Annotated in this window: 23 protein-coding genes and 1 pseudogene; 17 read left to right on the top strand and 7 right to left on the bottom strand. The window is 65.1% G+C overall.

All coding sequences use genetic code 11. The features are described from left to right. Positions 1-77 precede the first annotated feature (77 nt). Positions 78-2,036 carry an alpha/beta hydrolase domain-containing protein gene (locus tag ABIB95_RS16195; RefSeq protein ID WP_354240553.1) on the bottom strand — a complete coding sequence of 653 codons (1,959 nt, stop codon included), beginning with the start codon at positions 2,034-2,036 and terminating at the stop codon, positions 78-80. Between the two features lie 106 nt (positions 2,037-2,142). On the opposite strand from ABIB95_RS16195, the gene ABIB95_RS16190 reads away from it, so the two are divergent. Then, complete coding sequence (locus ABIB95_RS16190; RefSeq protein WP_354240551.1) at positions 2,143-2,472, top strand: hypothetical protein; 330 nt, start codon at positions 2,143-2,145, stop codon at positions 2,470-2,472. Positions 2,473-2,606: 134 nt separating this feature from the next. Then, positions 2,607-2,888: a hypothetical protein gene (locus ABIB95_RS16185; RefSeq protein ID WP_028154910.1), complete on the top strand. Its 282-nt coding sequence runs from the start codon at positions 2,607-2,609 to the stop codon at positions 2,886-2,888. Between the two features lie 148 nt (positions 2,889-3,036). Here ABIB95_RS16185 and ABIB95_RS16180 read toward each other — a convergent pair whose 3' ends face one another. The 3 genes from ABIB95_RS16180 to ABIB95_RS16170 all read right to left on the bottom strand — a co-directional run bounded on the left by ABIB95_RS16180 (position 3,037) and on the right by ABIB95_RS16170 (position 5,455). Beyond that, positions 3,037-3,285: a GCG_CRPN prefix-to-repeats domain-containing protein gene (locus ABIB95_RS16180; protein ID WP_063982626.1), complete on the bottom strand. Its 249-nt coding sequence runs from the start codon at positions 3,283-3,285 to the stop codon at positions 3,037-3,039. Between the two features lie 282 nt (positions 3,286-3,567). Then, on the bottom strand, positions 3,568-4,578 hold the full coding sequence (locus ABIB95_RS16175) for an alpha/beta fold hydrolase (RefSeq protein WP_354240548.1): 1,011 nt from the start codon (positions 4,576-4,578) through the stop codon (positions 3,568-3,570). Positions 4,579-4,756: 178 nt separating this feature from the next. Then, positions 4,757-5,455, bottom strand: a complete 699-nt coding sequence (locus ABIB95_RS16170; protein WP_028154913.1) for a winged helix-turn-helix domain-containing protein — start codon at positions 5,453-5,455, stop codon at positions 4,757-4,759. A 149-nt stretch (positions 5,456-5,604) separates the two neighbouring features. Between ABIB95_RS16170 and ABIB95_RS16165 the strand changes: the two genes are divergently transcribed. From ABIB95_RS16165 to ABIB95_RS16155, 3 genes are read left to right on the top strand one after another with little or no spacing between them, the layout of a single operon-like run. Then, complete coding sequence (locus ABIB95_RS16165; protein WP_028151164.1) at positions 5,605-5,913, top strand: NIPSNAP family protein; 309 nt, start codon at positions 5,605-5,607, stop codon at positions 5,911-5,913. A gap of 24 nt (positions 5,914-5,937) precedes the next feature. Beyond that, a complete protein-coding gene (locus ABIB95_RS16160) occupies positions 5,938-6,288 on the top strand; it encodes an antibiotic biosynthesis monooxygenase family protein (protein WP_354240546.1) in 351 nt (116 codons plus the stop codon). A 51-nt stretch (positions 6,289-6,339) separates the two neighbouring features. Next, positions 6,340-7,149, top strand: coding sequence for an isocitrate lyase/PEP mutase family protein (locus ABIB95_RS16155; RefSeq protein ID WP_354240544.1), 810 nt, complete (start codon positions 6,340-6,342; stop codon positions 7,147-7,149). A gap of 162 nt (positions 7,150-7,311) precedes the next feature. Here the strand turns inward: ABIB95_RS16155 and ABIB95_RS16150 are convergent, their stop codons facing one another. After that, positions 7,312-7,707: a hypothetical protein gene (locus tag ABIB95_RS16150; RefSeq protein ID WP_063982629.1), complete on the bottom strand. Its 396-nt coding sequence runs from the start codon at positions 7,705-7,707 to the stop codon at positions 7,312-7,314. Between the two features lie 167 nt (positions 7,708-7,874). On the opposite strand from ABIB95_RS16150, the gene ABIB95_RS16145 reads away from it, so the two are divergent. Then, positions 7,875-8,519 carry a trimeric intracellular cation channel family protein gene (locus ABIB95_RS16145; protein WP_354240542.1) on the top strand — a complete coding sequence of 215 codons (645 nt, stop codon included), beginning with the start codon at positions 7,875-7,877 and terminating at the stop codon, positions 8,517-8,519. A gap of 161 nt (positions 8,520-8,680) precedes the next feature. Here the strand turns inward: ABIB95_RS16145 and ABIB95_RS16140 are convergent, their stop codons facing one another. After that, positions 8,681-9,889 carry a c-type cytochrome gene (locus tag ABIB95_RS16140; protein WP_354240540.1) on the bottom strand — a complete coding sequence of 403 codons (1,209 nt, stop codon included), beginning with the start codon at positions 9,887-9,889 and terminating at the stop codon, positions 8,681-8,683. Between the two features lie 272 nt (positions 9,890-10,161). Between ABIB95_RS16140 and ABIB95_RS16135 the strand changes: the two genes are divergently transcribed. From ABIB95_RS16135 to ABIB95_RS16090, 10 genes and pseudogenes are all read left to right on the top strand, one after another. Next, on the top strand, positions 10,162-13,653 hold the full coding sequence (locus tag ABIB95_RS16135) for an indolepyruvate ferredoxin oxidoreductase family protein (protein WP_354240538.1): 3,492 nt from the start codon (positions 10,162-10,164) through the stop codon (positions 13,651-13,653). A gap of 219 nt (positions 13,654-13,872) precedes the next feature. Further along, positions 13,873-14,886 (top strand): hypothetical protein, encoded by a 1,014-nt coding sequence (locus tag ABIB95_RS16130; protein WP_354240536.1) that lies wholly within the window; start codon positions 13,873-13,875, stop codon positions 14,884-14,886. A gap of 407 nt (positions 14,887-15,293) precedes the next feature. Beyond that, positions 15,294-16,451, top strand: coding sequence for a thiolase family protein (locus ABIB95_RS16125; RefSeq protein WP_354240534.1), 1,158 nt, complete (start codon positions 15,294-15,296; stop codon positions 16,449-16,451). Further along, a pseudogene (locus ABIB95_RS16120) lies at positions 16,451-16,822 on the top strand (Zn-ribbon domain-containing OB-fold protein); the annotation flags it as partial. The gene ABIB95_RS16125 and the pseudogene ABIB95_RS16120, both read left to right, overlap by 1 nt. Before the next feature lie 102 nt (positions 16,823-16,924). Further along, the gene (locus ABIB95_RS16115) at positions 16,925-17,785 is read left to right on the top strand and encodes a MaoC/PaaZ C-terminal domain-containing protein (protein WP_354240713.1); all 861 of its coding nucleotides are present in this window, start codon (positions 16,925-16,927) and stop codon (positions 17,783-17,785) included. Positions 17,786-17,948: 163 nt separating this feature from the next. Then, complete coding sequence (locus ABIB95_RS16110) at positions 17,949-18,827, top strand: SDR family oxidoreductase (protein ID WP_283016829.1); 879 nt, start codon at positions 17,949-17,951, stop codon at positions 18,825-18,827. 123 nt (positions 18,828-18,950) lie between these two features. Then, positions 18,951-19,904, top strand: a complete 954-nt coding sequence (locus ABIB95_RS16105) for a dihydrodipicolinate synthase family protein (RefSeq protein WP_354180021.1) — start codon at positions 18,951-18,953, stop codon at positions 19,902-19,904. 4 nt (positions 19,905-19,908) lie between these two features. Continuing rightward, positions 19,909-20,724 carry an NUDIX hydrolase gene (locus ABIB95_RS16100; RefSeq protein ID WP_354240532.1) on the top strand — a complete coding sequence of 272 codons (816 nt, stop codon included), beginning with the start codon at positions 19,909-19,911 and terminating at the stop codon, positions 20,722-20,724. Between the two features lie 80 nt (positions 20,725-20,804). Then, a complete protein-coding gene (locus tag ABIB95_RS16095) occupies positions 20,805-21,719 on the top strand; it encodes a DMT family transporter (protein ID WP_354240530.1) in 915 nt (304 codons plus the stop codon). 124 nt (positions 21,720-21,843) lie between these two features. Beyond that, entirely contained in the window at positions 21,844-24,531 is a 2,688-nt protein-coding gene (locus tag ABIB95_RS16090; RefSeq protein WP_354240528.1) for a PAS domain S-box protein, read from the top strand. 8 nt (positions 24,532-24,539) lie between these two features. Here ABIB95_RS16090 and ABIB95_RS16085 read toward each other — a convergent pair whose 3' ends face one another. Beyond that, positions 24,540-24,893, bottom strand: a complete 354-nt coding sequence (locus ABIB95_RS16085) for a GrlR family regulatory protein (protein ID WP_063986297.1) — start codon at positions 24,891-24,893, stop codon at positions 24,540-24,542. Between the two features lie 260 nt (positions 24,894-25,153). On the opposite strand from ABIB95_RS16085, the gene ABIB95_RS16080 reads away from it, so the two are divergent. Continuing rightward, a complete protein-coding gene (locus ABIB95_RS16080; protein WP_354240526.1) occupies positions 25,154-25,648 on the top strand; it encodes a hypothetical protein in 495 nt (164 codons plus the stop codon). Positions 25,649-25,691: the final 43 nt, after the last annotated feature.

The raw sequence follows: 25,691 nt of genomic DNA, 5'->3' as shown, positions 1-25,691 counted from the left end.
CCCACCATCTTTTGGCCGACGATAGAACTGGTGGGCACGCTCCGCTTTGCCCACCCTACGGGGCCACTGGGCTTCGCTCACTGCCCAAGCTTCGCCAGCTTGCCTTGCTTCGCGGCCTCAACCGCGCGCTCCGCATCCTCCGGCAACAGAATCCGCTCCGCCACCTGCCGCGCCGCCTCGCGCCGCACCGCCGCCACATACGCCCCGTCATCCGCATATCGTTCCGCGATCGACAGCCTGGGATCATGCACTTCCTTCCGCGCGGCCTCGGTCGGTGCGAACGGCACCACTGCGCCTTGCAGCGGATAGAGCGCCGTCGGGCCAAATCCCTGCGCGCGCGGATTCCATGCGGTGTAGGTCGCGCGTGGCACCGCGAGTGCAAGCTGGCGGATACCTGCGATGGCCATGCCGTCATTGTCCGCCTTCGGCACGAACACGGGATAGCGGCCGACCTCCTTGGGCGGCAGCACGCTCTGGTCGGAGAAGGCGGCGAGCGTGTGGATGCCGGCATAGGGCAGGCCGGGGATATCCATCGGCACGGCGCCTTGCGCCGGCACCAGCGTGCCATGGGCGCGCATGGGGACGCGGCTTGCGGGCGGCTTGATGCCGTCGCTGATCCAGGCGTTGAGGTCGGTGAGCAGCGCGCGCATAGGCATGCCCGCATGCATCGGGTTTTGCGGCAGCGACATCGCAGGCAAACCCTTCTTCATCACGTCGGCGGCTTCGGCAAAATGCGGCGTGCCTGAGATCATGTAGGCGCGGACGTTGTCGGGGAGGTCGAGGTGGTTGCCGGCGAGGTCGGTGACCAGCAGCGAGGCGTGCGAGGCCCACCATTCGTGCTCGCTGTCGGTCTGCATCACCTTCGGGCACGTCGCCGAGAGCGCGCAGCGGCGGAGCAGGCCGTCGGTCTTGCCGGAATAGGGATCGCTCAGGCTCGCATAGGTGAAGGGGAAGAGATCAGCCTGCCACGCCGGATCCTGCGGATGGCGCGGGTTGCGGCCGGGCTGGCCGAAGCGGACGTTGGTCGCCATCCGCCGCGTGCCCGCGACATGCGGCATCAATCCGTCGAACACCGTGCGGCCCTGGAGGTCCTCGTTGAAGCCGAGATAGAGGAAGTCGCGCAGGAAGCGGCCGGATTGCGACACGCCGAAGCCGATCGCGTGGCTGACAGAGGGATGCAGGCCGTTCAGCAGCGGGTTCGCCTGCGTCTCGTCGTGGCGGAGAAAGCTGACGACGTCGCGCACGGCGGCATAGCCCATGCCGAGCGGCACAGGATCGCGCGCGGTGTAGGTGATCTCGTAGAGCGCGCCGGCATCAAAACCATCGGGCCGGGTGATCTCCACCGTCACGGGATCGACGAGCTTTGCGAGGAGGCCGGAAGGCGACTGCCGCGGATCGGCCCAGGCGGCGCGCACGGAGACCTTGAGGTCGGCGGCATCAGTCGCCGGCCAGGTCAGCGTCGCACGCGCGGGATTGGTCGTGTTGTCGAAGACCACCTCTTCGCGCGCGGGCCCGGTGATGGTCTTCAGCACCGGCGCCGTCATCGCCATCTGGCCGGGCCTGGAGGGGATGTCGCCCTGCCAGCCGACCCAGACCATCGTAAAGCCCTGGCGATGCAGGAAGCCGATGCCGGCGTCCTCGGCCTTGTCGGCATTGTTGGCGCCGGGCTGGGCGGAATCGTCGAACAATTGCGGTGCCAGCTTGCGGCCGCGATTGGGCACCTCGAGCAGCAACGTGCCGTTGCCGTGGGTGGGATCGGTGGGACGCAGGATCACGACGTCGGCGGTGGCTGCCACCTTGCCGTCGGAGCTACGCGGCGCGAGCGCGAGGTCGGTGATGACGGCGTTGCGATCGTCGGACGGGTTGAGCGCGAAGGTCGCGCGCGCGGTGATGCGCTCATAGGTGCCGACATCGCCAAAGCTGCGCCCGGCAAAGGCGGGCTCGCGCGCGAGGATGTCGAAGCGGATGATTTCGGCGAGCGAGGCCGTGGGCCACAGGCAGGTGATCGCAACGAGGCCCGTGATGATCCTGCGCATGGCCATTCCTTCCCCCATCGGCGCGATCCGAATGTTCCGTCGCGCGGGCTTTTTGTTGCCGCGACTATAACCGTCTATGCTGCGGCCAAACAACGGGAGGAAACACATGCCTGCTGCCTACTTCGTCGTTCGCGCGACCGTCACCGACGCCAGCAAGCGCGCCGCCTTCGACACATGGTACGAGACCGCGCATGTGCCCGACGCGGTGAAGGCGTTCGGCGTAGCTAAGGCCTGGCGGTTCTGGAGCCTGGACGATCCCTCGCTGCATCAGGCGATGTATCAGTTCGATGACGAGGCCAAGCTGGCTGCGATGTTGAAGGGCGATGCGTTGAAGCAGCTCGTCGCCGATTTCAACCGCGACTGGCCCGACGTGAAGCGCACGCGCGAGACGCTGGTGCTGGCGCAGGAGTTTGCGAAGCAGGACGCCGGAGCGTAGTCCGCACCGAGTCCCGCAGCCCGCTTGTCCCTGACACCCATGTCATGAACCTGAAGATGCGATTCAGCTTTCGTTCATGTCGTGACCGCGACACTCCCTCTGCATCACTTGCTCGATAGCCTAGAGGACATGTCATGGAGCGTCGGAACTTTTTGAAACTTGCATTCGGCGTCGCGGCTGGAGCCGCGACGTTGACCGCGACCGCACAAGCTGCGCCGTTGGCGCCGCAGCCGCTTGGTGATCCCGCGCGCGCGCCGCAAGGCAATCCCGACGCTCGTCCCGCCGTCACCACCAGTGAGGAGACCGCGCAGCTCAAGCCCGAGCAGGTGCATTGGCATGGCCATCACCGCCATTGGGGCTGGCGCCGCCGCCACTGGGGTTGGCATCGCCGGCGCTGGCACCGCCACCACTGGTAAGCTCGGCACACGCCAGGCCTTGAACGGGGATCGCGATTGCGGTCCCCGTTTTGATTTGGAGCCGGCGGATGCGACGCCAGGCGTTCAAAACGAAAATGGCCGCGCAGGCTTTCGCCGCGCGGCCACTTCGTAACGCGAAAAGACGAGATCAGATCGGGCGGCAGCGGCCACCCCACCAACGGAAGCCGTACGGGCAGACGCGGGCGCGGGGCACGACGACGACCGGCGGGGCAACCACCACCGGGCCGGGCCGCACAACGACCGCACCGCGCATCGGGCGGCAGCCGCCATAGGCGCCGCGGTACCAGCCGGGGCCGCAGCCGCCGGCGGCGCTGGCCGCTTCGCTGAAACCGACGACCGCGCTGGCGAGCATGACGGCGGCAAACAGGTATTTCATGAGATCTTCCTCTTGTCCTTGGGCAGGTTTTTGGAGCGCTTGCGGCGCACAATGAATCAAAAGACACGATTCGACACGTTAAATTTGGGGACGTGCCGACACGTCGCGATCCAAACCTGCCAATCATGACCTGAATGCGGCATGAACATTCTCCGCATACGGCTTCTGGCGACAGCAATTGCGCTGGAGCGCCGTCCCGATGGAATCGGAACGGGGCTCCAGGTTCTTAATGCTGATGCGTTTTCTTGACGCGAACCGCTATCCACTTCGCTCGAAAGCGCTCTAGCGGCCAAGAAAGCCCAGCACCAATTCCTTGTACTTCTCCGGCGCCTCCAGGAAGACGAGGTGGCCAGTGTCCGGGATCACCTCGGCCCGTGCGTTCGGCATCTTGGCCGCAAGCGCTTTCGCGAGCTCGGCGTTCTGGCCCATTTTCGCGCGCAATGCCTCCGGCGCGTTCGGTCGGCCCGGCGCGTTGTGATCGTCGGCGCCCATGATGAACAGCGTCGGCTCGGTGATCAACGCGACCTCGTGCGCGACCGGCTCGCGATAGATCATCTGGCCGGAGCTGACGTAGGCGCGCAGCCAGCGCGGATAGTCCGGGCTGCCCTTGATGTTGTAGCGGGCGTCGACGAACGGCGTGATCGCGTCGGGCGGCAGCTTGATCGCGTAATTGGTCTGGAGCTGCTTGCGATAGCCGTCGGGTGTGAGCTTGTCCTCGCTCTCGATGATCTTCTCGGTCGGCGTTGGCGGCACATAGAGACGGTAGTCTTCCAGCCCGATCGGTGCGGTCAGCACGAGATGGGCGACGCGGTCCGGATAGGCGCGGGCGATGCGCACGCCCAGCATGCCGCCGAGCGAATGCGCGACGACCTCGGCTTTGTCGATCTTGAGATGATCGAGCAGCGCAATGGTGTTGCGCGCCAGCGTGTCGAAGTGCAATTCGCCGGTCGGCTTCGAAGATTTGCCGAAGCCGATCTGGTCCGGCACCACGACGCGGAAGCCTGCCTCGCTCAGCATCTTGATGACGGGCGCCCAGTAGCTCGACGGAAAATTGCGCCCGTGCAGCAGCACGACGGTGCGGCCGTTCGGCCGCTCGGGCGCAACGTCCATATAGGCCATGCTGAGCTGCTCGCCGTCATTGATGACAGGCAGCAGATGCACGGGATACGGATAGGCAAAGCCTTCGAGCGCGATGCCGTAGGGCTCGCGCGGGGTGGTGTCGGCGGCGTGGGTGGACGTGAACGGGGAAGCGAGGAGGGCTGCGGCAAGCGTAACCGGGAGGATGCGGTTCATTGAAGGCTCTGGGTCATATGACGGTGGGAGAGAGGATCTCCGTCATGCCCGGGCTTGTCCCGGGCATCCACGTGGTTCTGCGCGACCTGCACTAACGACGTGGATGGCCGGGTCAAGCCCGGCCATGACGAGAGCGAGAGTTCACACGCGATTGTGTGCCGTCACGCCTCTCGCGTGATCAATCCTTCCCGGTCCCGAACAGCGTCGCAAACTGCTTCTCGCCGGTGCGGGTGAAGTTCACCACGCGGCTGCCGGGCGTGGCGTCGCGCGCGGCCCATTTCAGCTCGGCGAACCGCTGCATCATGGCGGCGCCCAGCGTGCCGGCGAGATGATGGCGCCGCTCGCTCCAGTCCAGGCACGCCTTGCACACCGGACGGCGCGGATGGGTGAGCATGTCGGGCGAGATCTGCAAATGCTTTGCGAGAAAGCGCTCGCCCTCGGCCGTCAGCTCGATGTCCTGCTTCTTCTGCCTGACCAGGTTTCGCGTGCGTAGACTGTCGAGCATCTGCACGCCGAGATCGCCGGCGAGGTGGTCGTAGCAGATCCGCGCGCGCCGCAGCGCCGGATCCTTCGGCCCGGTGCGCACGCGCATGTGGCCGGTGCGCGCGGCAAGTCCCGCAAGGCCTTCGAGCACGCCGGCGACGTCGTCGTCGGTGAGGCGGTAGTAGCGGTGGCGGCCCTGCTTCTCCGGCTCGATCAGCCCGCCGGCCTCGAGCTTGGCCAGATGCGAGCTCGCGGTCTGCGGCGTGATGCCGGCCTCCTGCGCGAGCTCGCTCGCCGTCAGCGCGCGGCCGTTCATCAGCGCGGTGAGCATGTTGGCGCGGGCGGGGTCGCCGACCAGCGAGGCAATCATGGCGATGTCAGGACCTGATTTCATGCTTCGATGGTAGCCGAAGCATTGCGGTGGAGCAAGGACGTAGTCTGTCCCTGCGAACACGTCATTGCGAGCGAAGCGAAGCAATCCAGTTGCTTCAGCGGCGACGGTGTTGCTCGCGCTTGCCGCAATGAAAAATCAGGGAGCTCACCATGTCCGTCACCGTCTTCATCCGCTACCAGCTCGATCCCTTCAAGCGTGCGCAGTTCGAGGAGTACTCGAAGCGCTGGCTCACCATCATCCCGAAATGCGGCGGCGACCTGATCGGCTATTTCATGCCGCATGAGGGCACCAACAACATCGCGTTTGCGCTGATCACCTTCGAGAGTCTGGCCGCCTATGAGGCCTATCGCGCCCGGCTGCGGCAGGACGCAGACGGCATGGCCAACTTCCATTTCGCCGAGGAGAACAAATTCATCCTCGCGGAAGAGCGCACCTTCCTGCGCAAGGTGGTATTGTAGACCGCCAACGCAAAGGAGACGCCCATGATCGCCGTGATTTTCGAAGTCTGGCCCAAGCCGGAACATCGCCAGGACTACTTCGACCTCGCGGCCGACCTGAAGCCGATCCTGCAAACCATCGATGGCTTCATCTCGGTCGAGCGCTTTGAAAGCCTGACCGAGAAGGGCAAGATCCTGTCGTTGTCGTTCTGGCGGGACGAGGCAGCAGTCCAGGCCTGGCGCAATACGATGGAGCACCGGCGCACGCAGGCGAAGGGCAGGGCGAAGATCTTTGCCGATTATCACCTGCGCATCGCCAGCGTCATCCGCGACTACGGCATGAATGATCGCGAGCAGGCGCCGAAGGACAGCCGCGCCGTGCACGACGCGCACTAGCGTTTGCATTTGCGCGCGCTTATGTCTGCGCGGCCAACAAGGGAGAGAAACATGCATGTGACAACCGCTGACAAGCGCGCGACGTTCAAGACGATGCACGAGAGCGGCTGCTTCATCCTGCCCAATCCGGTCGACGTCGGCAGCGCCAGGGCGTTGCAGCATCTCGGGTTCAAGGCACTGGCCTCATCGAGCGCGGGCTTTGCCTGGACCATCGGCAAGGCCGACAACCACGTCACGGTCGATGACGTCTGTCAGCATCTGGCAGCATTGTGCTCGGCCGTCGACATCCCCGTGAATGCGGATTTCGAGGGCGGATTTGCGGTCGAGCCGGACAAGGTCGCGGACAATGTCGAGCGCGGTGTGCGCACCGGCGTCGCCGGCCTCTCGATCGAGGATTCCACCGGCGACAAGGACAAGCCGCTCTACGAGCGCGCGCTGGCGGTCGAGCGCATCAAGGCCTCGCGCAAGGCGATCGGCGACAGCGGAACGCTGCTGGTCGGCCGCTGCGAGGCGTATCTGTGGGGCGTGACCGACCTCAAGCTCGTCATCGACCGGCTTACGGCCTATGCCGATGCCGGCGCCGACTGTCTCTACGCGCCGGGCCTGAAGACGCGCGAGGACATCGCCGCCGTGGTGAAGGCTGTCGCCCCAAAGCCGTTCAACCTGCTGATCGGCGCGTCCGGCCTGTCCTTGCAGGAGGCCGCTGATCTCGGCGTGCGCCGCATCAGCGTCGGCGGCTCGCTCGCCCGCGCCGCCTGGGGCGGCTTCATGCGCGCCGCGAAGGAGATGGCGGAGAAGGGGACCTTTACCGAGCTCGGCACCGGCTATTCCGGCGGCGAACTCAACAAGATATTCAGCTAAACGAAAAGCGGCGGGATGTGAGGTCCCGCCGCTCTCTCATCCTCTCGGTGTCATGCCCCGCGCAAGCGGGGCATCCAGTACGCTGCGGCCTCTCGATTCAATCTCCGCCGCTGGTGGAATACTGGGTCGCCCGGTCAAGCCGGGCGACGACAGCTGTTGTCGTTACTTCGCGCCCTCGGACGGGGCGGCCGGATCAGGCGCCGCCGGCTTACTAGGGGCAGCACCCGTGGTCACGCCGGGTCCGGTGTTGTTGCGCGGCGTCACGTCACGCATGCCGGGAGGCGCGGCCGGATTCGCAGGCGGAGCCTGCTGGGCGGTCTGCGTCGCCGGCGTGTTGCTGGCCTGGTTGCCGGTGCTCGTGTTGTTCAGTCCGTAGAACACGGCACCCAGTACCAAGGCGATCGCCACTGCGAACAAGGCTACCTTGCCGCTGGAGGCGGGGCCTTCGCCAAGCTCGGGATCGACCTGAAGCTCGGCATCCCGTCGCGCCGCACGGACATACTCATCATCGGCGAGATTCGGGCGATACGGATCGTTGGGAAAACGGTCGTCAGCCATCGATTTTGTCTCCTCGATTATTGCGGCTGGACAACCCCTAGATGCGAGATTCTGTTCCGCCCTCCTTAGTGCTTTCGTCGCATGTTGCCCTTGCGCGAGGAATCGGGAACCTGTTCATTTTGGAACAGTTGCGCGTCGGTTCCATCGAAGGGGAAGGGAACAAAGCGATGTGGAGCGTGCCGCCGAGCGATAGCGTGCTGCATCTGTTGTCGCTGGTCGCGGTCGCAGCGCAAGGCATGACCGCCGCGCTCGCGGCCGGCCGCCGGAGCATGGACTGGCTCGGCGTCTGCTTCCTCGGCTGTATCACCGCGCTCGGCGGCGGCACCTTGCGCGATCTCTTCCTCGGGCACTATCCGCTGGCCTGGGTCGCTCATCCCATCTACCTCGCTCTGGCCGGCGGCGCTGCCTTCCTCACCATCCTGATCGCGCGGCTCGTGCACCGGCTGAAGGTGGCCTTCATCGTGCTCGATGCCATCGGCCTCGTCGTCTTCACCATGGCCGGCTGCGACATCGCCTGGCAGACGAATGCCACGCTGCCGATCGTCATCGTCTCCGGCATGGTGACCGGCTGCGCGGGCGGGGTGCTGCGCGACGTGCTCTGCAACGACGTGCCGCTGCTGTTCCGCTCCGAGCTCTATGCGACCGTTTCGGTGGCGACCGGCCTGTTCTACGCCACCGCCTTCGGCTTGAAACTCAACGCGGAGCTCTGGACGCTCTTGACGTTTGTCCTCGGCGTCAGCTTCCGCCTGCTCGCGGTGCGCTACAAATGGGAGATGCCGAAATTCGTGTTCACGGAAGGCGAGGAGCGGTAGGGCTTACTTCGCCTTTCGTAGAGTTTGAGCGCTATCGCATCCACGGCGTCATGGCCGGGCCGGTCCCGGCCATCCACGACCTTTGCCACGGAACGAAAGAACGTGGATGCCCGGGACAAGCCCGGGCATGACGACCTCTGGTGAATACCGAGGAGAGTGAACTACTGCTCCTTCCGCGCCTTCGCCACCTGCGCCGTGGTCACCAGCGGCGCGGCGTTGCCCCAGGAATTGCGGATGTAGTTCGTCACTGCGGCGATCTCTTCGTCGGACAATTGCTTGGCATAGCCCGGCATCTCGCCGCTGTTGGGCGCGCGTGGCGTCGTCACGGTGTGGGCGCCGTCGAGGATGATGCGCAAGCTGGAGGACGGATTGACCGATTGCAGAAGCGCGTTGCCGGGCAGGGGCGGATAGATGCGCGGCGCGCCGGAGCCGTCGGCTTCATGGCACGCGATGCAGAGTTTTGCGTAGACGGCCTGACCGGCCTTCATCTCGGCATCGTCGGGCGGCGTCACGATCGTCTCGCGCCGCGACGGCGGCAGGCTCTTCAGATATTCCGCGATGGCGCGCACATCGGCATCGCTCATCTTCGAGGTCGAGCCGACGACCACCTCGGCCATCAGCCCGCCGGCATGGCTTTTGGCGTTGCGGCCGCTCTGGAGATATTCCGTGATGTCCTCGACGCTCCACGACTTCAGCCCGGTGCGCGCGGCGCCATCGAGCCTTGGTGCGTACCAGCCGCCGACCTCGTTGCCCGACAGCGCTTGCGCAGTTTTGTCCGCGCCGAAATAGTTCTTCGGCGTGTGGCAGGCGCCGCAATGGCCGAGCCCGGTGACGAGATAGCCGCCTCTGTTCCACGCCGCGCTCTGGCTCTGGTCCGGCTCGAACAGGCCGGGCTTGAAATACATCGCGTTCCAGACCCGCATTAGGCCGCGATAACCGAACGGCCAGCGCAGCTCTGGCGGCTTGTTGCGGCTCGCGACGGGCGCCAGCGTTCCGAGATAGGCCCGGATCGCTAGCGTGTCGTCCTTCGTCACCTTCGTGAAATAGGGATAGGGGAAGGCCGGGTAATAGTTCGAGCCGTCGGGCGCGACGCCGGTGCGCACCGCGCGGGTGAAATCGGCGTCGGTCCAGGCGCCGATCCCGGTGTCACGATCCGGCGTCAGGTTCGGCGCGTAGATCGCGCCGAAGGGGGTATCGATGCGCTTTCCGCCCGCGAATGGCTTTGCCGGATCGGTGGTGTGGCAGCCCGCGCAGTCGCCGGCCTCGACCAGCGCCTTGCCATAGGCGATCAGCTCCGGCGATGGCTCGGCGGCGCGGGCCGCGCTCGCAACTGCACTGCACAATGCGACAACAGCCAGAATCATTCGCATCGAAAGCTTCCCCTGCGACCAATCGCCCGGATAGGAGCCTCACGTCGTTTCGCGTCGGTGGGGGTATGGTGACACAAATTGAAAATGCTTGATGCCTTTGCAGCCACGAAATTGCGATTATTACCAGGCGCTTCCTTTGGTCCAGATTTGTGATGCGGAGCGTTAAATATCCGACATAGAGTGGCGGAGTTGGTCGGCGCGCCCTAGCTAAAAACAACGGGCAGGCAACGGCTTAAGTGGCCAAACGCTCAAACGGGCGGAAGAGGACAAGAATGGGTATCAACCAGGGTCCGATCAGTCTCGACCAGAAATACACCCAGGAAACCGGACACGTCTTCACCACGGGCATCCAGGCCCTGGTCCGGTTGCCGATGGCCCAGATCCGGCGCGACCGCGCCAACGGCCTCAACACCGCGGGCTTCATCTCCGGCTATCGCGGCTCGCCGCTCGGCGGCTATGACCAGCAGCTCTTCGCGGCGCGAAAGCATCTCGAGCAGTACAACATCAAGTTCCAGCCCGGCGTGAACGAGGATTTAGCGGCGACCGCGGTGTGGGGCTCGCAGCAGCTCAACCTCTCGCCCGGCGCCAAATATGATGGCGTCGTCGGCATCTGGTACGGCAAGGGCCCCGGCGTCGATCGCTGCGGCGACGTGTTCCGCCACGGCAATGCCGCCGGCTCGGCCAAGAACGGCGGTGTGCTGTGTCTGGCCGGCGACGACCACGGTGCAAAATCCTCCACTGTTCCGCATCAGTCCGACCACGCCTTCATGTCGGCTTTGATGCCGTATCTCTATCCCTCCAGCATCCACGAAATGATCGAGATGGGCCTGCTCGGCATCGCGATGTCGCGCTATTCGGGCTGCTGGGTCGGCATGAAGGTGATCACGGAGACGGTGGAGACTACCGCCGAGATCGACCTCACCGACGAGATGAAGCCGTTCATCATCCCGCCCGATTTCGAGCTGCCGCCCGGTGGCCTCAATCTGCGCTGGCCTGACGACCGCTTCGAGCAGGACCGCCGCCTCCAGGACTACAAGGGCTTTGCCGCGATCGCCTTTGCGCGCGCCAACAAGGTCAACCGCGTCACTATGGATTCGCCGAACGCCCGTTTCGGCATCATGGCGTCGGGCAAGAGCTACGAGGACGTCCGCCAGGCGCTGCGCGAGCTCGGGATCACCGAGGAGGTCGCCGCCAAGATCGGGCTTCGCCTCTACAAGATCGGCATGCCCTGGCCGCTGGAGCCGGAAGGCGTACGCCAGTTTGCGGTCGGCCTCGAAGAGATATTCATCATCGAGGAACGGCGCGAGATCGTCGAGAACCAGGTCAAGCAGGAGCTGTTCAACTGGCGCGACGACGTCCGCCCGCGCATCGTCGGCAAGATGGACGAGCACGACAAACGCTTCCTGACCTTCGCCGCCGAACTCAGCGTCGCCTCGCTTGCGACCTCGCTCACCGAGCGGCTTCTCCGCCTCAATCTCAACCCCGAGATCGCGGAGATGCTCCGCGCCAAGGCCGACTGGTTCAACGGCCGCCAGGCCACGCAAATGCAGGCGACGGCGCCTGTCTCTCGCGTACCGTATTTCTGCTCCGGCTGTCCCCACAACACGTCCACCAAGGTCCCCGAAGGCAGCCGCGCGCTCGCCGGGATCGGCTGTCACTTCATGGCGCTGTGGATGGATCGCTCGACCGAGACGTTCACGCATATGGGCGGCGAGGGCGTGCCGTGGGTCGGCATCGCGCCCTTCACCAACGAGAACCACATCTTCGCCAATCTCGGCGACGGCACCTACTTCCACTCCGGCCTTCTCGCCATCCGGCAGGCCGTCGCCTCCAAAACCAACATCACCTACAAGATCCTCTACAACGACGCCGTCGCCATGACCGGCGGACAGCGCCATGACGGCGATCTATCGCCGCAGCAGATCACGTTCCAGCTCCACGCCGAAGGCATCCGCGAGATCTACCTGGTCTCGGAGGCGCCCGATACCTATCCGGCCGACACCATCGCGCCCGGCGTGAAGCTGTATCACCGCGACGAACTCGACAACGTCATGAAGATGTGCCGCGAGTACAAGGGCACCTCGGCGATCGTCTTCGTGCAGACCTGCGCGGCCGAAAAGCGCCGCCGCCGCAAGCGCGGCCTGATGGAGGATCCGGCGCGCCGCGTCATGATCAACCCGGCGGTCTGCGAAGGCTGCGGCGACTGCTCGGTGCAGTCGAACTGCATCTCGGTCGAGCCCCTGGAGACCGAGTTCGGCCGCAAGCGCGCCATCAACCAGTCGTCCTGCAACAAGGACTATTCCTGCGTGAAGGGCTTCTGCCCGTCCTTCGTCACCGTCGACGGCGGCAAGCCGCGCCATCGTGCGCCGGCCGATCTCGGTGACATCGGCGAGCTGCCGGAGCCCGCGTCTCGGCCGACGGTGGATAAGCCCTATAATATCGCAGTCGGCGGTGTCGGCGGCACCGGTGTGCTCACGATCGGTGCGCTGCTCGGCATGGCCGCTCATATCGAGGGCAAGGCCTCGATGATCCTCGACATGTCGGGCTTGGCGCAGAAGGGCGGGGCGGTGCTCAGTCACGTCCGTCTGTCGGATCATCCGGCCGAGGTGACCTGCTCGCGCATCGTCACTGGTACGGCGGATCTCGTGCTCGCCGCCGACGAGGTGGTCGCGGTCGCCAAGGACACGATCTCGCTCTGCGACACCAGCCGCACCCGCGGCATCATCAACAGCCACGTCATTCCCACCGCCGACTTCGTCCTCAACCGCGACTTCAACTTCCAGACCCGCAAGCTGAACGGGCTGCTGGAAACGGCGCTGCACAAGGACTCGGTGTTCTTCGACTTCACCAAGCCGGCCGAGCAGCTGCTTGGCGACAGCATCGCCACCAACATGATGATGATGGGATATGCCTATCAGAAAGGCCTGTTCCCGCTGTCGGCAGAATCGATCGAGCAGGCGATCGAGGTCAACGGCGTCGCGATCAAGATGAACAAGGAGGCCTTCCGCCTCGGCCGTCTCGCGGTCGCCGATCCCCAGCGCCTCGCCGACATGCTGAAGGGGGCGGACGAGGTTGTCGCGCCGAAGACGCTCGACGCAATGACGCTGGATGAGGTCGTCGCGCATCGCGCCAAGCACCTGACCGCCTACCAGAGCGGCCGCCTCGCAAAACGCTATCGCAAGCTGGTCGATCAGGTTCGCGATGCCGCCAAGCAGGGCGGTTATGACGATGCGCTGCCGCGCGCGGTCGCGGTGAACTATGCCAAGCTGCTGGCCTACAAGGACGAATACGAGGTTGCGCGGCTCTATACCGACGGCGCTTTCGAGCAGCAGCTCCGCGACCAGTTCGAGGGCGACTTCAAGTTCAACTTCAACCTTGCCCCGCCGATCCTCAGCCGCGGCGTCGACGCGCTGGGTCGCCCGAAGAAGCGCGCGTTCGGCCCGTGGATGCTGAAGGCATTCAGGGTGCTCGCGAAATTCAAGTTCCTGCGCGGCACGCCGCTCGACATCTTCGGCCACAGCGCCGACCGCAAGCTCGAGCGCGATCTGATCGTGGGCTACGAGAAGGACGTCGCCACCGTGCTCGGCCTGCTCTCGCCGGTCACGATCGACACCGCAGTGGAGCTGCTATCGCTGCCCGACCGCATCCGCGGCTACGGCCCGGTGAAGGAGAAGGCCGTCGCGGATGCGAAAGCCCGCTACGCCCAGCTCGCCGCCGACCTCGCGAGCCCACCGCCCGCGCCGAGGCAGATCGCGGCGGAGTAGGGAAGCCCCGGTCTCGTAGGGTGGGCAAAGGCGCAAAGCGCCGTGCCCACCATCTCGCAGGATTTTGCGCGTAACATGGTGGGCACGCTTCGCTTTGCCCACCCTACGGACTCCGATTCACCTGTCGTTTGACAAAAGTTGTAGCGTCGCGATACGAACAACCTTCGATAGTGAAGCGCGGCGGGGAATGCGGTCGTGCGCTATGCGGGGCGGCGATCGATGTCATTGCGCGGTGTCTTGATTGTGTTGGTCGCCGTCGGCGTGTTGGCGACGTTGGGGATGTACTGGAACCAGCATTCCATCGAACGCGTCATGCGCGATGGCTATGGCACGACAGGCAAGATTATGTCCGCCGAAGTCGTGTCGACGCGGTTTCCGTTCGTGTTCGACGGGGTCTGGCCCCGCTATGTCGACGAAAACCTGTCGATCGGACTGCAATGGACCGGAAAGGACGGCGTTCAGCGCGAGCGCACAGGGATCGCGGTCAGCGCCGCCTATGCGGCGCGCATCACGGTCGGCAATCAGCTCAAGCTCCTGACGATCCCCATTCAGGCCGTTGACGACGATTCATCGCTTCCGGTGGTGGTCGAGGATCTCGGCGACCATCTGAGCCATATCCAGTCCACGTCAAGGTTCATGCTGGCGGGCGCGGGCATCAGCGCCGTCATTCTGGCGCTCGTGATCGGATGGCAGACTTGGTCGGCGCGTCGAAGCGGGCCGGGCAGTGCCGCAATCGCCACGGAAACGCGGCGGCCCTTTCCTTTCATCCTCGGGATCCTGACCGCGGTGATGCTTCCGTTCGGCGGCTACATGCTGGTGAACTCCTATTTCGAGCAGAACACGCTGAAGGAGATCCTCGACCATGGCGACGAAGTCACCGCCGATCTCACGCGTGCCTATGGTGAAGTGACCAAGGCCGGCGACGCGCCGAGCTATCTCGTCACCCTGGCGTGGACCGACAAGAGCGGACAACGGCAGAGCTACGGGCCGACCCACATCAGCCCGAGCTTCTGGCTGAAGATCACGCGCAACGGTGTCCAGACCGTCAAGCAGACGAGGATCCGCTATCTCTCAGGCAGGCCGGATGCGCGGCCTCTGATCGTCGACGATGCGGCCGAAGCCCAATATCAGAACAGCTTTGGCGTGAAGGGTGGCGCAGTTTTCCTTGTCTTTGGCCTGATCCTGGCCGCGGTGACCGCGTTCCGCTACCGCGCGCGGCCAAGCCCGGCTTGATCGCGGGAGAGGGACGTCTGCTGGGTTGGACGGATGTGCCTTGCGATTTCCTATTTGAAATCAACCGCCGTTCTACTGTGCATGGGGTTGTTTTCGCAAACGGGTTCTTTCGATAAAACGAAATATTGCTTGTGCCGTCGGGCAAAACACCTTTAGGATTTCGCTCGCTGCTCCCGTCAATTGCGAGCGCAGCGAAGCAATCCAGAAGTGCATCCACGGTGAGGCTCTGGATTGCTTCGCCGCGCTCGCAATGACGATGCGGAGGCGGACAGGCACTTCATGACCAGCCCCACTTGCGCCAACGCGCTGCCCTCTCGCCCGACGGAATATTTCCGCGCTTGCCAAGCTGGCCCCCGCGGTTCAGAAAAACGGAGCAAGAAGAAACGCGAGCGCGGAGATCTGACGTTTTGACCATCAAGGGCAAGGCCTACATTGCCGGGATCTACGAACACCCGACCCGGCATGCGCCGGACAAATCCACCGCCCAGCTCCATGCCGAGGTCGCCAAGGGCGCGATCGAGGATGCCGGGCTCAGCAAGGACGATATCGACGGCTATTTCTGCGCCGGCGATGCACCCGGCGGCGCCTGGCCGATGGTCGATTATCTCGGCCTGAACACCAAAAAACTCCGCCACGTCGATTCCACCGAGACCGGCGGCTGTTCCTACATCATCCATCTCGGCCATGCCGCTGAAGCCATCGCGGCCGGCAAGTGCTCGATCGCGCTGATCACACTCGCCGGCAAGCCGCGCACTGGCGTGATGCCGCCGCGCGCGGCCGGCGCGGAGGCCGATTTCGAGTCCGCTTACGGTGCGACCACGCACAATGCCTATGGCATGTGTGCCATGCGCCACATGCACGACTATGGCACCACGAGCGAGCAGCTCGCCTGGATCAAGGTCGCGGCCTCGCATCACGCGCAATACAATCCGCATGCGATGCTCAAGGACGTCGTCACCGTCGAGGACGTGCTGAACTCGCCGATGATCTCCGATCCGCTGCACCGCATGGATTGCTGCGTCGTCACCGATGGCGGCGGTGCGCTGATCGTGACGACGCCCGAAATCGCCAAGAGCCTGAAGAAGCCGCTGGTCAAGCTGATCGGTCACGGCGAAGCCATGAAGGGCCCGCGCGGCGGCAAGGATCTCGACCTGACTTACTCCGCCGGCATCTGGTCCGGCCCGCGTGCGTTCGAGGAAGCCGGCATCACGCCGAAGGACATCAAGTACGCCTCGATCTATGACAGCTTCACCATCACCGTCTTGATGCAGCTCGAAGACCTCGGCTTCTGCAAGAAGGGCGAGGGCGGCAAGTTCGTCGCCGACGGCAATCTGATCTCGGGCGTCGGCAAGCTGCCGTTCAACACCGACGGCGGCGGGCTCTGCAGCAACCATCCCGTCAATCGCGGCGGCATGACCAAGATCATCGAGGCCGTCAGGCAGCTGCGCGGCGAGGCGCATCCGAAGGTGCAGGTCAAGAATTGCGATCTCGCCATCGCCCACGGCACCGGCGGCCTTCTGGGCGTTCGCCACGCCGCTTCGACTGCCATTCTGGAGCGCGTGTGATGAGCGAAGCGAAAAAGTATCCGGCCCCGGTCACGAACCCCGAGACCGCTGCGTTCTGGGACGCGGCCAAGCAGGGCAAGTTCATGATCAAGCGCTGCACCGCCTGCGGCGAAGCGCATTACTTCCCGCGCTCGATCTGCCCGTTCTGCTATTCGGACAAGACGGTGTGGGAGGAGAGTTCGGGTGAGGCCACGATCTACACCTGGAGCCTGATGCGCAAATCGCCGACCGGTCCCTACGCCATCGGCTACGTCACGCTGAAGGAAGGTCCGTCGGTGCAGACCAACTTCGTCGACTGCGATCTCGAGAAGCTGAAGATCGGTCAGAAGGTGAAAGTGGTGTTCAAGCCGACGGATGGCGCACCGCTGCCCAGTGAGTTTGTTGCGAGCACCTCGTGGCCCTCTCCCACAAGGGGAGAGGGCACATCAACGGGCACCGCTTCTCGCGGAGAGAGCCGGGAGGAAACCAGAAAAATGTCCGCCAGATACGAAGAACTCAAAGGCCTCAAAAACATCGGCCAGAAATATGCCTACAGCGATCGCGAAGTCATGCTCTACGCCTATGGGATCGGCCTCGGCGCCGATCCGATGGACGAGAAGGAGCTCACCTTCGTCAACGAGGGCACGTTCACGCCGCGGCCGCTGAAGGTGGTGCCGACGTTTGCGTCCGTCGCAGCCTGGGGTTCGGGGCCGGGCGAGATGAACCTCAACCGCGTCATGGTGGTCGATGGCGAGCGTGACATCACCTTCCACCAGCCGCTGCCGGTGGGCGCAAACATCACGGCGGACTCCTCGGTTGTCGAAGTCTACGACAAGGGCAAGGACAAGGGCGTCGTCATCAGCCACCAGACCGTGCTCAAGAACGAGAAGGGCGAGAAGCTTGCCACTCTCGTTGCCTCGCGCTTCGCCCGCGGTGACGGCGGCTTTGGCGGGCCGAACCTGACCCAGCCCGATCCGCACAAGATACCCACGCGGAGCCCCGACAGGACCATCGATATCGTCACGCGCCCCGACCAGGCGCTGGTCTATCGCCTCTGCGGTGACCGCAACCCGCTGCACAGCGATCCCGAGTTCGCCAAGAAGGCCGGCTTCCCGCGCCCGATCCTGCACGGCATGTGCACCTACGGCATCACCTGCCGCGGCGTGCTCCAGACCTATGCCGACTACGACGCCTCTGCTTTCCGCCAGCACGTCGCGCGGTTCTCATCGCCCGTCTATCCCGGCGAGACCGTGACCATGGACCTCTGGAAGGACGGCAACACGATCTCGTTCGAAGCCAAGGTGAAGTCGCGCGGCGTCACCGTGATCAAGAACGGCAAGACGGTGCTGGGTTAGGGCGGTCTCGTGCCCCGGACTCAGCGCAGCGCTCCTTAGCGGTGCGCTGCAGAGCCGGGGCCCAGAGCGAACCCAACAAAGAGCTGGGTCCCGGCTCTGCGACGCAGCGTTTCACGCTGCATCGAGTCCGGGACACGAAAAACAAAAACAGGGAGAGGCCACCATGGGACTACTCGACGGCAAGGTTGCGCTGATCACCGGCGCGGGCGGAGGGCTCGGTGAGGCCTACGCAAAACTATTCGCGCGGGAAGGGGCGTCCGTCGTCGTCAACGATCTCGGCGGTCCCCGTGACGGCTCCGGGGCCGACAAGTCGATGGCGCAGCTTGTGGTCGACGCGATCAAGGCCGAGGGCGGCAAGGCGGTCGCCAACGGCGCTGACATCTCCACCATGGAAGGCGGCCAGTCGGTGTTCGACGACGCCATCAAGCACTTTGGCCGCGCCGATATCCTGGTGAACAACGCCGGCATCCTGCGTGACCAGACCTTTTCCAAGGCGTCCGAATCCGACTGGGACAAGGTGATCAAGGTGCACCTGAAGGGCACCTTTTGTTGCACCATGCCGGTGTTTCGCTGGATGCGGGAAAACGGCGGCGGCGTCATCGTCAACACCTCCTCGACATCAGGGCTGATCGGCAATTTCGGCCAGACCAATTACGGCGCGGCCAAGGGCGGCATCTGGGGCCTGTCCAACGTGCTGGCGATCGAGGGGCGGAAGTACAACATCCGGATCTGGACACTGGCGCCGGGCGCGTTGACCCGCATGACCGCAGACCTGCCCCGCTATAAGGAGAACCCCGGCGCGGCGCTGGGGCCGGACGGCATCGCGCCGGCCGTGCTATACATGGTCAGCGACTTGTCCGGCGACCAGACCGGCAAGGTGCTGGGTGTGTCCGGGCCCCGCGGCGTGCGCGAAATGCGGATGATGGAAATGGAAGGCTGGAAACCGCCGCACTCGGGCTGGAACGCCCAGGACATCGCCGATCATGCCAAGGAGATCTTCTTCTCCGAGGAGCAGATCAAGATGGGTGCGCGGCGGTTTTAAAGGTCGTCATCCCGGGGCACGCGAAGCGTGAGCCCGGGATCCATACTCCGGATCGTGGTTATGGATTCCGGGCTCGCGACTGCGTCGCGCCCCGGAATGACAATAGAGAGACAAGGAAAGACGATGAAACTGACCGCCGACGCCAAGGGCACCTTCGCAATCGCGCCGACACCGTTCCACGATGACGGCCGGATCGACGAGCGCTCGATCGACCGCCTGACCGATTTCTACGAGGAGGTCGGCTGCGACGGCGTCACGGTGCTGGGCATCCTCGGCGAGGCGCCGAAGCTCGATGCCGCGGAGGCCGAGCAGGTGGCGGTGCGCTTCGTCAAGCGCGCCAAGAAGATGCAGGTGATCGTCGGCGTCTCCGCGCCGGGCTTTGCCACCATGCGCTCGCTGGCGAAGGCCTCGATGGATGCCGGCGCGGCCGGCGTGATGATCGCGCCGCCGCCGTCGCTCCGTACCGACGACCAGATCGTCGGCTACTATAAGCAGGCGGCGGAGGCGATCGGGCCCGATGTGCCCTGGGTATTGCAGGACTATCCGCTGACGCTCTCGGTGATCTTCACGCCTGCGGTGATCCGCAAGATCGTCACCGACAATCCGAATTGCGTGATGCTCAAGCACGAGGACTGGCCGGGTCTGGAAAAGATCTCGACGCTGCGCAACTTCCAGAAGGACGGCTCGCTCCGTCCGCTCTCGATCCTCTGCGGCAATGGCGGACTCTTTTTGGACTTCGAGATGGAGCGCGGCGCCGACGGCGCCATGACCGGCTACGCATTCCCGGAGCTCCTGATCGATGTCGTGCGCCTCTCGAAGGAGGGCAAGCGCGACGCTGCGCATGATCTGTTCGACGCGCATCTGCCGTTGATCCGCTACGAGCAGCAGCCGGGCGCAGGTCTGGCGGTGCGCAAGCATGTGCTGCAGAAGCGCGGTATCATCTCGTCCAGCGCCCAGCGCAAGCCGGGCGCGACCATCACGCCGGCGGCGAAGGCGGAGGTCGATTACCTCCTGTCGCGCGTCGCCCGCGTCGACAAGCGCGCCAATCTTGGCCCGCAATCCAGCGCCGCAGGTTAGTTGAATGCCAGAGACATCAGCATCACGCCCGGCTTCGACCATCCTTCTGCTCCGTGACGGCGCAAAGGTCGACGGCAAGAGCCGCGACGAAATCGAAGTCTTCATGATGGTCCGCCATCATCAGATCGAGTTCAACTCGGGCGCGCTGGTGTTTCCCGGCGGCAGTGTCGATGCCGGCGACAACGAGATCGTCGCCCGTGCTGACCTCTATTCGGGCGGCGAGGCCTTAAGTGAATCGGATCGCGGTTTTCGGATCGCCGCGATCCGCGAGACCTTTGAGGAGAGCGGCATCCTGCTGGCGCGGGCGAAGGACTCGGGCACGCCGATCGATGCCAGGCGCGCCGGCGAGATCGCCGACAAGCATCGCGTCGCCCTCAACGAGCACAAGATCAGCTTCCTGAGTATCCTCGCCGACAACGGCCTCCAGCTCGCGCTCGATACGCTCGTGCCCTACGCGCATTGGATCACGCCGGAGGGCATGCCGAAGCGGTTCGACACCTGGTTCTTCCTCGCGGCCGCACCGCCCGATCAGCTCGGCGCCCATGACGGCCGGGAGTCGACCGACTCGATCTGGGTGTCGCCGCGCGAGGCGGTGGAGGGCGGCGAGAGCGGCCGCTTCAAGCTGCCGTTCCCGACCACGCGCAACCTGATCCGGCTCGCCAAGCAGGGCAGCGTGGGCGCCGCGCTGGAGCACGCCCGCGGCATGTCGATCGTCACGGTGATGCCGGTCATGACCAAGACCGAAGGCGGCCGCCAGCTCCGCATTCCCCGCGAAGCCGGCTATGACGGCGAGGTGTTCGAGGTCGGGGCGGTCGGCTAGGATACTTCGATACCAAACGAAGTATTGGCGGCCACGGACGCGCTAGGTTCCGTCCATCGCGAATGGACGGGACGTGCAAAATGGATCAGGGACGGGACCCCAACATCGCCGTCGAGCTGGCGCTGCTGGTCGCGCTCGCAACGCTCTGGGGCGGCTCCTACACCTTCATCAAGCTCGGCGTCGCCACCATTCCGCCGATCACGCTGATCGCGGCGCGCACCACGATCGCCGGGCTGCTGCTGCTCGTCGTCATGTGGGCACGCGGCATCAGGATGCCCATGGATGCCGCGACCTGGCAGCGCTTCGCGTTCCAGGCCGTACTCAACAGCGTCATCCCCTGGACGCTGATCGCCTGGGGCGAGCGTCATGTCGACGCGTCGCTCGCGACCATCCTCAACTCGGCCGGGCCGATCTTCACCTTCCTGCTCACGGCCGTCGTCACGCGCCACGAGGTGACGACGCCGCGAAAACTGTTCGGCGTGGTCGCCGGCATGGCGGGCATCCTGCTGATCGTCGGCGTCGACGCTTTCCACGACGTCGGCAGTGGCCTCGTCGCGGAGGCGGCCATCGTCGCCGCTACCGTCTGCTACGCCTGCGCCGCGATCTTCGGCCGCAGTTTCAAAGGTCTCGATCCGATGGCGCCGGCCGCGGGCTCGCTGCTGGCGGGCGCGGCGGCGCTGATCCCGGCCTCGCTGATCGTCGAACAGCCCTGGACGCTGTCGCCCTCGCTGAGTTCCGTGCTGGCGCTGCTCGCGCTGGCGACCTTTTCGACTGCGGCGGCGTTCGCGATCTACTTCCGCCTGATCCAGACGCTGGGTTCGGTCGGCACCACCGCGCAGGCCTATCTGCGCGTACCCATCGGGGTCGCAATCAGCGTCGCCTTCCTCGGCGAAACCCTGAGCCGGACCGCCTGGATCGGGCTTGCCTGCGTCGTCCTCGGCGTCGCCGCCATGACGATTCCGGCCCGGCGGCCGGTCAGCGTCAAAACGTCATAATCAGGTGGGGAGAAGGGCGGCGGGCTCGCGATATTAAGGATATTCAACGGCCAGAGGCATGTTCCCCCGGGGCCGCAAACCATCGTATATTGGGCCTCCAATAGCCCGGTCCTCAAAAGCCCCAATGTCCGCCGAATTGACGCCGACCCCTGAGAAAAAGCGAACATTCTCGCTCTCCATCGGCCAGCTCACCTTCGGCAGCTTCCTCCTGGTGCTGGCGGTGATCATCGTCACCTCGACCGCGAGCGTGATCGCGATCCGGCACATCGACACGACCTTCGCCGAGTTGCAGCGGCTCCAGAGCGTCGGCGACCTGGCCGAGGACATCGACCGCCGCATGAACGAGCTGCGGCTCGCCGCGCGCGATTTCGTCACCGATCCCGGCGCCGGCACGCAGTTCAAGCAGGTCGGCGAGGCGGCCTCGACGCTGAACGACATCCTGAGGAAGACCCGCATCGAGCTCGCGCCCGAGCAGCAGGACATGATCGACGGGGTCACGGAGCGCCTTGCGACCTATCGCAATGGCCTCGAGCGGATCTCGACCCTGATCGACCGCCGCGCCCAGCTGCTCGCCGGGCTGCCGCCGCTGCGCGACCGGTTCGACGTAGCCGTCGGAGCCGCGGCCGACCGCGAGCTCGCCTCCCGCCTGTCGGAATCGCAGAGCCGGATCGCACTCGGGCTGCTCGCGCGCAACCCGTCCGCCGCCGAGCAGGCCGCACAGGGGATGCGGGCGATGGACATCGCGGACGCCAGGCTGAAGACGGCCGTGAACGACTATGCCGAGGCCATCATCGCGGTGGCGGTCCGGGAGCGGCAGATCGCCGATATCGACCGCGAGGTGCTGGGCACCGAGGGCCGCCTGATCGGCCGCGTCACGGAACTGCTGCGCGAGGTCAGCGCCAGGCGCGGCCACGTGCTGTCGCGCGATTTCGCCCGTACGCTGACTGAGGCGCGGTGGCAGAGCATCGTGCTCGGCTCCATCGGCGTGCTGATCGGCATTCTCGCGGCGGGCTTCGTGGTGCGGCGGACCGTCCGGCCGCTTGCGAAGATCGCGAGATCCATCCGTGCGCTCGCAGCGGGCGAGAAGGACACTTCGATCCCGTCGGCCGACCTCGACAACGAGATCGGCGACATCGCGCGCGCGGCCGAAGTGTTCCGCCGCGCGCTGGAGGAGGCCGACACGGCGCGCGAGGCGGCGGTGCGGGCGCTCACCGAGCAGCGCCTTGCCGAAGAGAGCTACCGCAAACTGTTCGAGGGCTCGGTCGACGGCATCTACGTCACGACGCCGGCCGGCGATCTCCTCAACGCCAATCCGGCGCTGGCGCGGATGATGGGCTATGACAGCCCGCAGCAGCTCATCGACAGCATCAACGACATCGCCCACACCATCTACGTCCACCCCGAGGCGCGCGCCGAATACCAGCGGCTGATGGCGCGCGACGGCATCGTCCGCGAGTTCGAGTACCAGGTGCGCCAGCGCAGCGGCAACATCCTGTGGCTTTCCGACAGCGCCACGGGCGTGCAGGACGAGGCGGGCAACATCGTCCGCTACGAGGGCACGCTGCGCGACATCACCGACCAGAAGCGGGCGGAAGACGCCATCGCCGAAGGACGGCGCCTGCTCCAGCAGGTCATCGACACCGTGCCCGCGGTCATCAACGTCAAGGACCGCGAGCTGCGCTACGTGCTGATGAACCGCTACATGGCCGGCATCTTCGGCATCGAGCCCGCCGATGCGCTCGGCCGCACCACCGCGGATCTGATGTCGCGCTATGGCGCAGCCAAGACCGACGAGAACGACAAGCGGGTGCTCAGGCTTCGAAAAGGTCTCGGCTTCTACGAAGAGGAGTACAAGGACGCCTCCGGCAACATGCGGCAATGGCTGGTCAACAAGTTGCCGCTGCTCGATGCCGACGGCGAGATCGAGCGGATCGTCACCGTGGCGCTCGACATCGGCGAGCGCAAGCGCGGCGAGCAGGAGATGCGCAAAGCCAAGGAATCCGCCGAGACCGCGTTGCGAAACCTGCGCGAGACCCAGGCCTCGCTGATCGAGGCGGAGAAGCTCGCCGCGCTCGGACGGCTCGTCGCCGGCGTCGCCCACGAGGTCAACAATCCCGTCGGTATCAGCCTCACGGTCGCATCCGCGCTGGAGCGCAAGACCGCGATGTTCACCTCCGAAGTCGAGCGCGGCGAGCTCCGTCGCTCCACGCTCAACGACTTCCTCAACACCAGCCGCGATGCGTCCTCGCAGCTCGTCTCCAACCTGAACCGCGCGGCCGAGCTGATCCAGTCGTTCAAGCAGGTCGCGGCCGACCGCAACTACTCGGACCAGCGCAGCTTCGATCTCGGCGACCTCACCGAGCAGGTGGTGATGAGCCTGCGGCCGGGCTTGCGCAAACACAATCTGACGCTCAACGTCGAGTGCCAGCCGAGCCTGACCATGAACAGCTATCCCGGCCCGTATGGCCAGGTGCTGACCAATCTGTTTCTCAATTCGGTGGCGCACGCCTTCCCGGACGGCCGGCCGGGGATCATCGACATCCAGGTGCGCGAGTCCGGAAAGGACAATGTCGAGATCATCTTCTCGGACAATGGCTGCGGCATGTCGCTCGACGTCCGCCGCCGCGCCTTCGATCCGTTCTTCACCACGCGGCGCGACCAGGGCGGCACAGGCCTCGGACTGCACATCGTCTACAGCATCGTGACGAACCGCCTCGGCGGGCGGCTCGATCTCGATTCCGAGCCGGGCGAGGGGACGCGCATCCAGATCATCCTGCCGCGCACCGCGCCGCTCGAGCAGGCTGCGGAATAGTCCCGCGCCTAATCAGCTTCCGCGAGCTTGTGCAGCGTGGCGCCGAAAATCAGGCTGGCCTTGCCGACGAGTGCTGTGCCCGTCATCTCCGCGCGGGTGTCCGTGTAGGTCCCGCTGACGCCGATGCCGACCGGGGCAGGGCCGCCGAACAGCGGATTGTCGTCGCCCCGCGGCGAGGTGTGCCGTTGCACCAGCACCTCGCCCTTGAAGGTGTGGTCGTCCTTCACGACGTAGCTGCCGGTGTAATAGAGGTACGCATCGCCGCCAAGGATCTTGCCGTCGCGAAAAAGAATCACGCCGCTGCCCTTACCGACTCGACCGTCGAGCAGGTTCACGTGAATCGAATAGAGGCCGTTCTTCATCACGTCCCACAGGCCGGCCGCCATCGCCCAACGGCGTAACCGGTAGAGCTTTTATGCCAAAGCGCGTTCCCGCGCGCAACGCGGCAGTTTGCCGGGCGGCGGTGCGATCTTGCCGCCGCCAGCCGTAGTTGTCCCGGCTTGTCTATGACACCGCCATGACGGTCTGATCATGAGGCGAGGCCAGTCGTTGCGAATCAAGTTGGCCCGCGAAATGCATAACCATTGTTGCACTGGCCGCGGGGTGCTGGAGCAAGACAAACGTGAGCAACTGGATCGATTCCGGCGGCGATGAGCCGCGTCTATACAGTGTGCGTCCCACGATTTGCGAAACACAACGGCCGACTGGCGGTGCGCCACGCTGGCGAAGCGTGGCCAGCCTCGCTTGCGCCTTGGCTCTGATTGCGCTCGCAGCCCCCTCGGGGCATGCGCGCGACCGCGGCCAGTTCGCCAACACCAATGCCGAATTGAAGGCGTGGTTCGACGGCCTGCGCAGCGGCAAGGGGCCTTGCTGTTCCGATGCCGACGGCTCGGCGCTCTCGGACACTGACTGGGAGAGCAAGGACGGACATTATCGTGTCCGCATCCCGCGCCTGGGCCACGTGCTCGACGGCCAGCAGCAGGAACTCGTCTGGGTTGACGTGCCCGAGGAGGCCGTCATCTCGGAGCCGAACCGGGTCGGGCGCACCATGGTGTGGCCGATCTACGGCTACATGGGCGTCGCCATCCGCTGCTTTATGCCTGGCAGCATGAGTTAGCCGGGCGACAGCACGCCCGGCCTCTCGTCGACCTCAGATGCGG

Source organism: Bradyrhizobium sp. LA2.1 (genome assembly GCF_040547725.1).
In the GTDB taxonomy this organism is placed as follows: Bacteria; Pseudomonadota; Alphaproteobacteria; order Rhizobiales; family Xanthobacteraceae; genus Bradyrhizobium; species Bradyrhizobium barranii.
This window is presented reverse-complemented; position numbering and strand designations above follow the sequence as displayed.

Bases quoted from the DNA above. Each gene is read 5' to 3' on its own strand.
- ABIB95_RS16115 (WP_354240713.1), top strand. From the start codon at position 16,925: ATGTCCGCCAGATACGAAGAACTCAAAGGCCTCAAAAACATCGGCCAG.
- ABIB95_RS16140 (WP_354240540.1), bottom strand. From the start codon at position 9,889: ATGCGAATGATTCTGGCTGTTGTCGCATTGTGCAGTGCAGTTGCGAGC.
- ABIB95_RS16130 (WP_354240536.1), top strand. From the start codon at position 13,873: ATGTCATTGCGCGGTGTCTTGATTGTGTTGGTCGCCGTCGGCGTGTTG.
- ABIB95_RS16090 (WP_354240528.1), top strand. From the start codon at position 21,844: ATGTCCGCCGAATTGACGCCGACCCCTGAGAAAAAGCGAACATTCTCG.
- ABIB95_RS16170 (WP_028154913.1), bottom strand. From the start codon at position 5,455: ATGAAATCAGGTCCTGACATCGCCATGATTGCCTCGCTGGTCGGCGAC.
- ABIB95_RS16165 (WP_028151164.1), top strand. From the start codon at position 5,605: ATGTCCGTCACCGTCTTCATCCGCTACCAGCTCGATCCCTTCAAGCGT.
- ABIB95_RS16155 (WP_354240544.1), top strand. From the start codon at position 6,340: ATGCATGTGACAACCGCTGACAAGCGCGCGACGTTCAAGACGATGCAC.
- ABIB95_RS16100 (WP_354240532.1), top strand. From the start codon at position 19,909: ATGCCAGAGACATCAGCATCACGCCCGGCTTCGACCATCCTTCTGCTC.
- ABIB95_RS16185 (WP_028154910.1), top strand. From the start codon at position 2,607: ATGGAGCGTCGGAACTTTTTGAAACTTGCATTCGGCGTCGCGGCTGGA.
- ABIB95_RS16190 (WP_354240551.1), top strand. From the start codon at position 2,143: ATGCCTGCTGCCTACTTCGTCGTTCGCGCGACCGTCACCGACGCCAGC.
- ABIB95_RS16095 (WP_354240530.1), top strand. From the start codon at position 20,805: ATGGATCAGGGACGGGACCCCAACATCGCCGTCGAGCTGGCGCTGCTG.
- ABIB95_RS16160 (WP_354240546.1), top strand. From the start codon at position 5,938: ATGATCGCCGTGATTTTCGAAGTCTGGCCCAAGCCGGAACATCGCCAG.
- ABIB95_RS16180 (WP_063982626.1), bottom strand. From the start codon at position 3,285: ATGAAATACCTGTTTGCCGCCGTCATGCTCGCCAGCGCGGTCGTCGGT.
- ABIB95_RS16150 (WP_063982629.1), bottom strand. From the start codon at position 7,707: ATGGCTGACGACCGTTTTCCCAACGATCCGTATCGCCCGAATCTCGCC.
- ABIB95_RS16105 (WP_354180021.1), top strand. From the start codon at position 18,951: ATGAAACTGACCGCCGACGCCAAGGGCACCTTCGCAATCGCGCCGACA.
- ABIB95_RS16085 (WP_063986297.1), bottom strand. From the start codon at position 24,893: ATGAAGAACGGCCTCTATTCGATTCACGTGAACCTGCTCGACGGTCGA.
- ABIB95_RS16135 (WP_354240538.1), top strand. From the start codon at position 10,162: ATGGGTATCAACCAGGGTCCGATCAGTCTCGACCAGAAATACACCCAG.
- ABIB95_RS16110 (WP_283016829.1), top strand. From the start codon at position 17,949: ATGGGACTACTCGACGGCAAGGTTGCGCTGATCACCGGCGCGGGCGGA.
- ABIB95_RS16195 (WP_354240553.1), bottom strand. From the start codon at position 2,036: ATGCGCAGGATCATCACGGGCCTCGTTGCGATCACCTGCCTGTGGCCC.
- ABIB95_RS16145 (WP_354240542.1), top strand. From the start codon at position 7,875: ATGTGGAGCGTGCCGCCGAGCGATAGCGTGCTGCATCTGTTGTCGCTG.
- ABIB95_RS16175 (WP_354240548.1), bottom strand. From the start codon at position 4,578: ATGAACCGCATCCTCCCGGTTACGCTTGCCGCAGCCCTCCTCGCTTCC.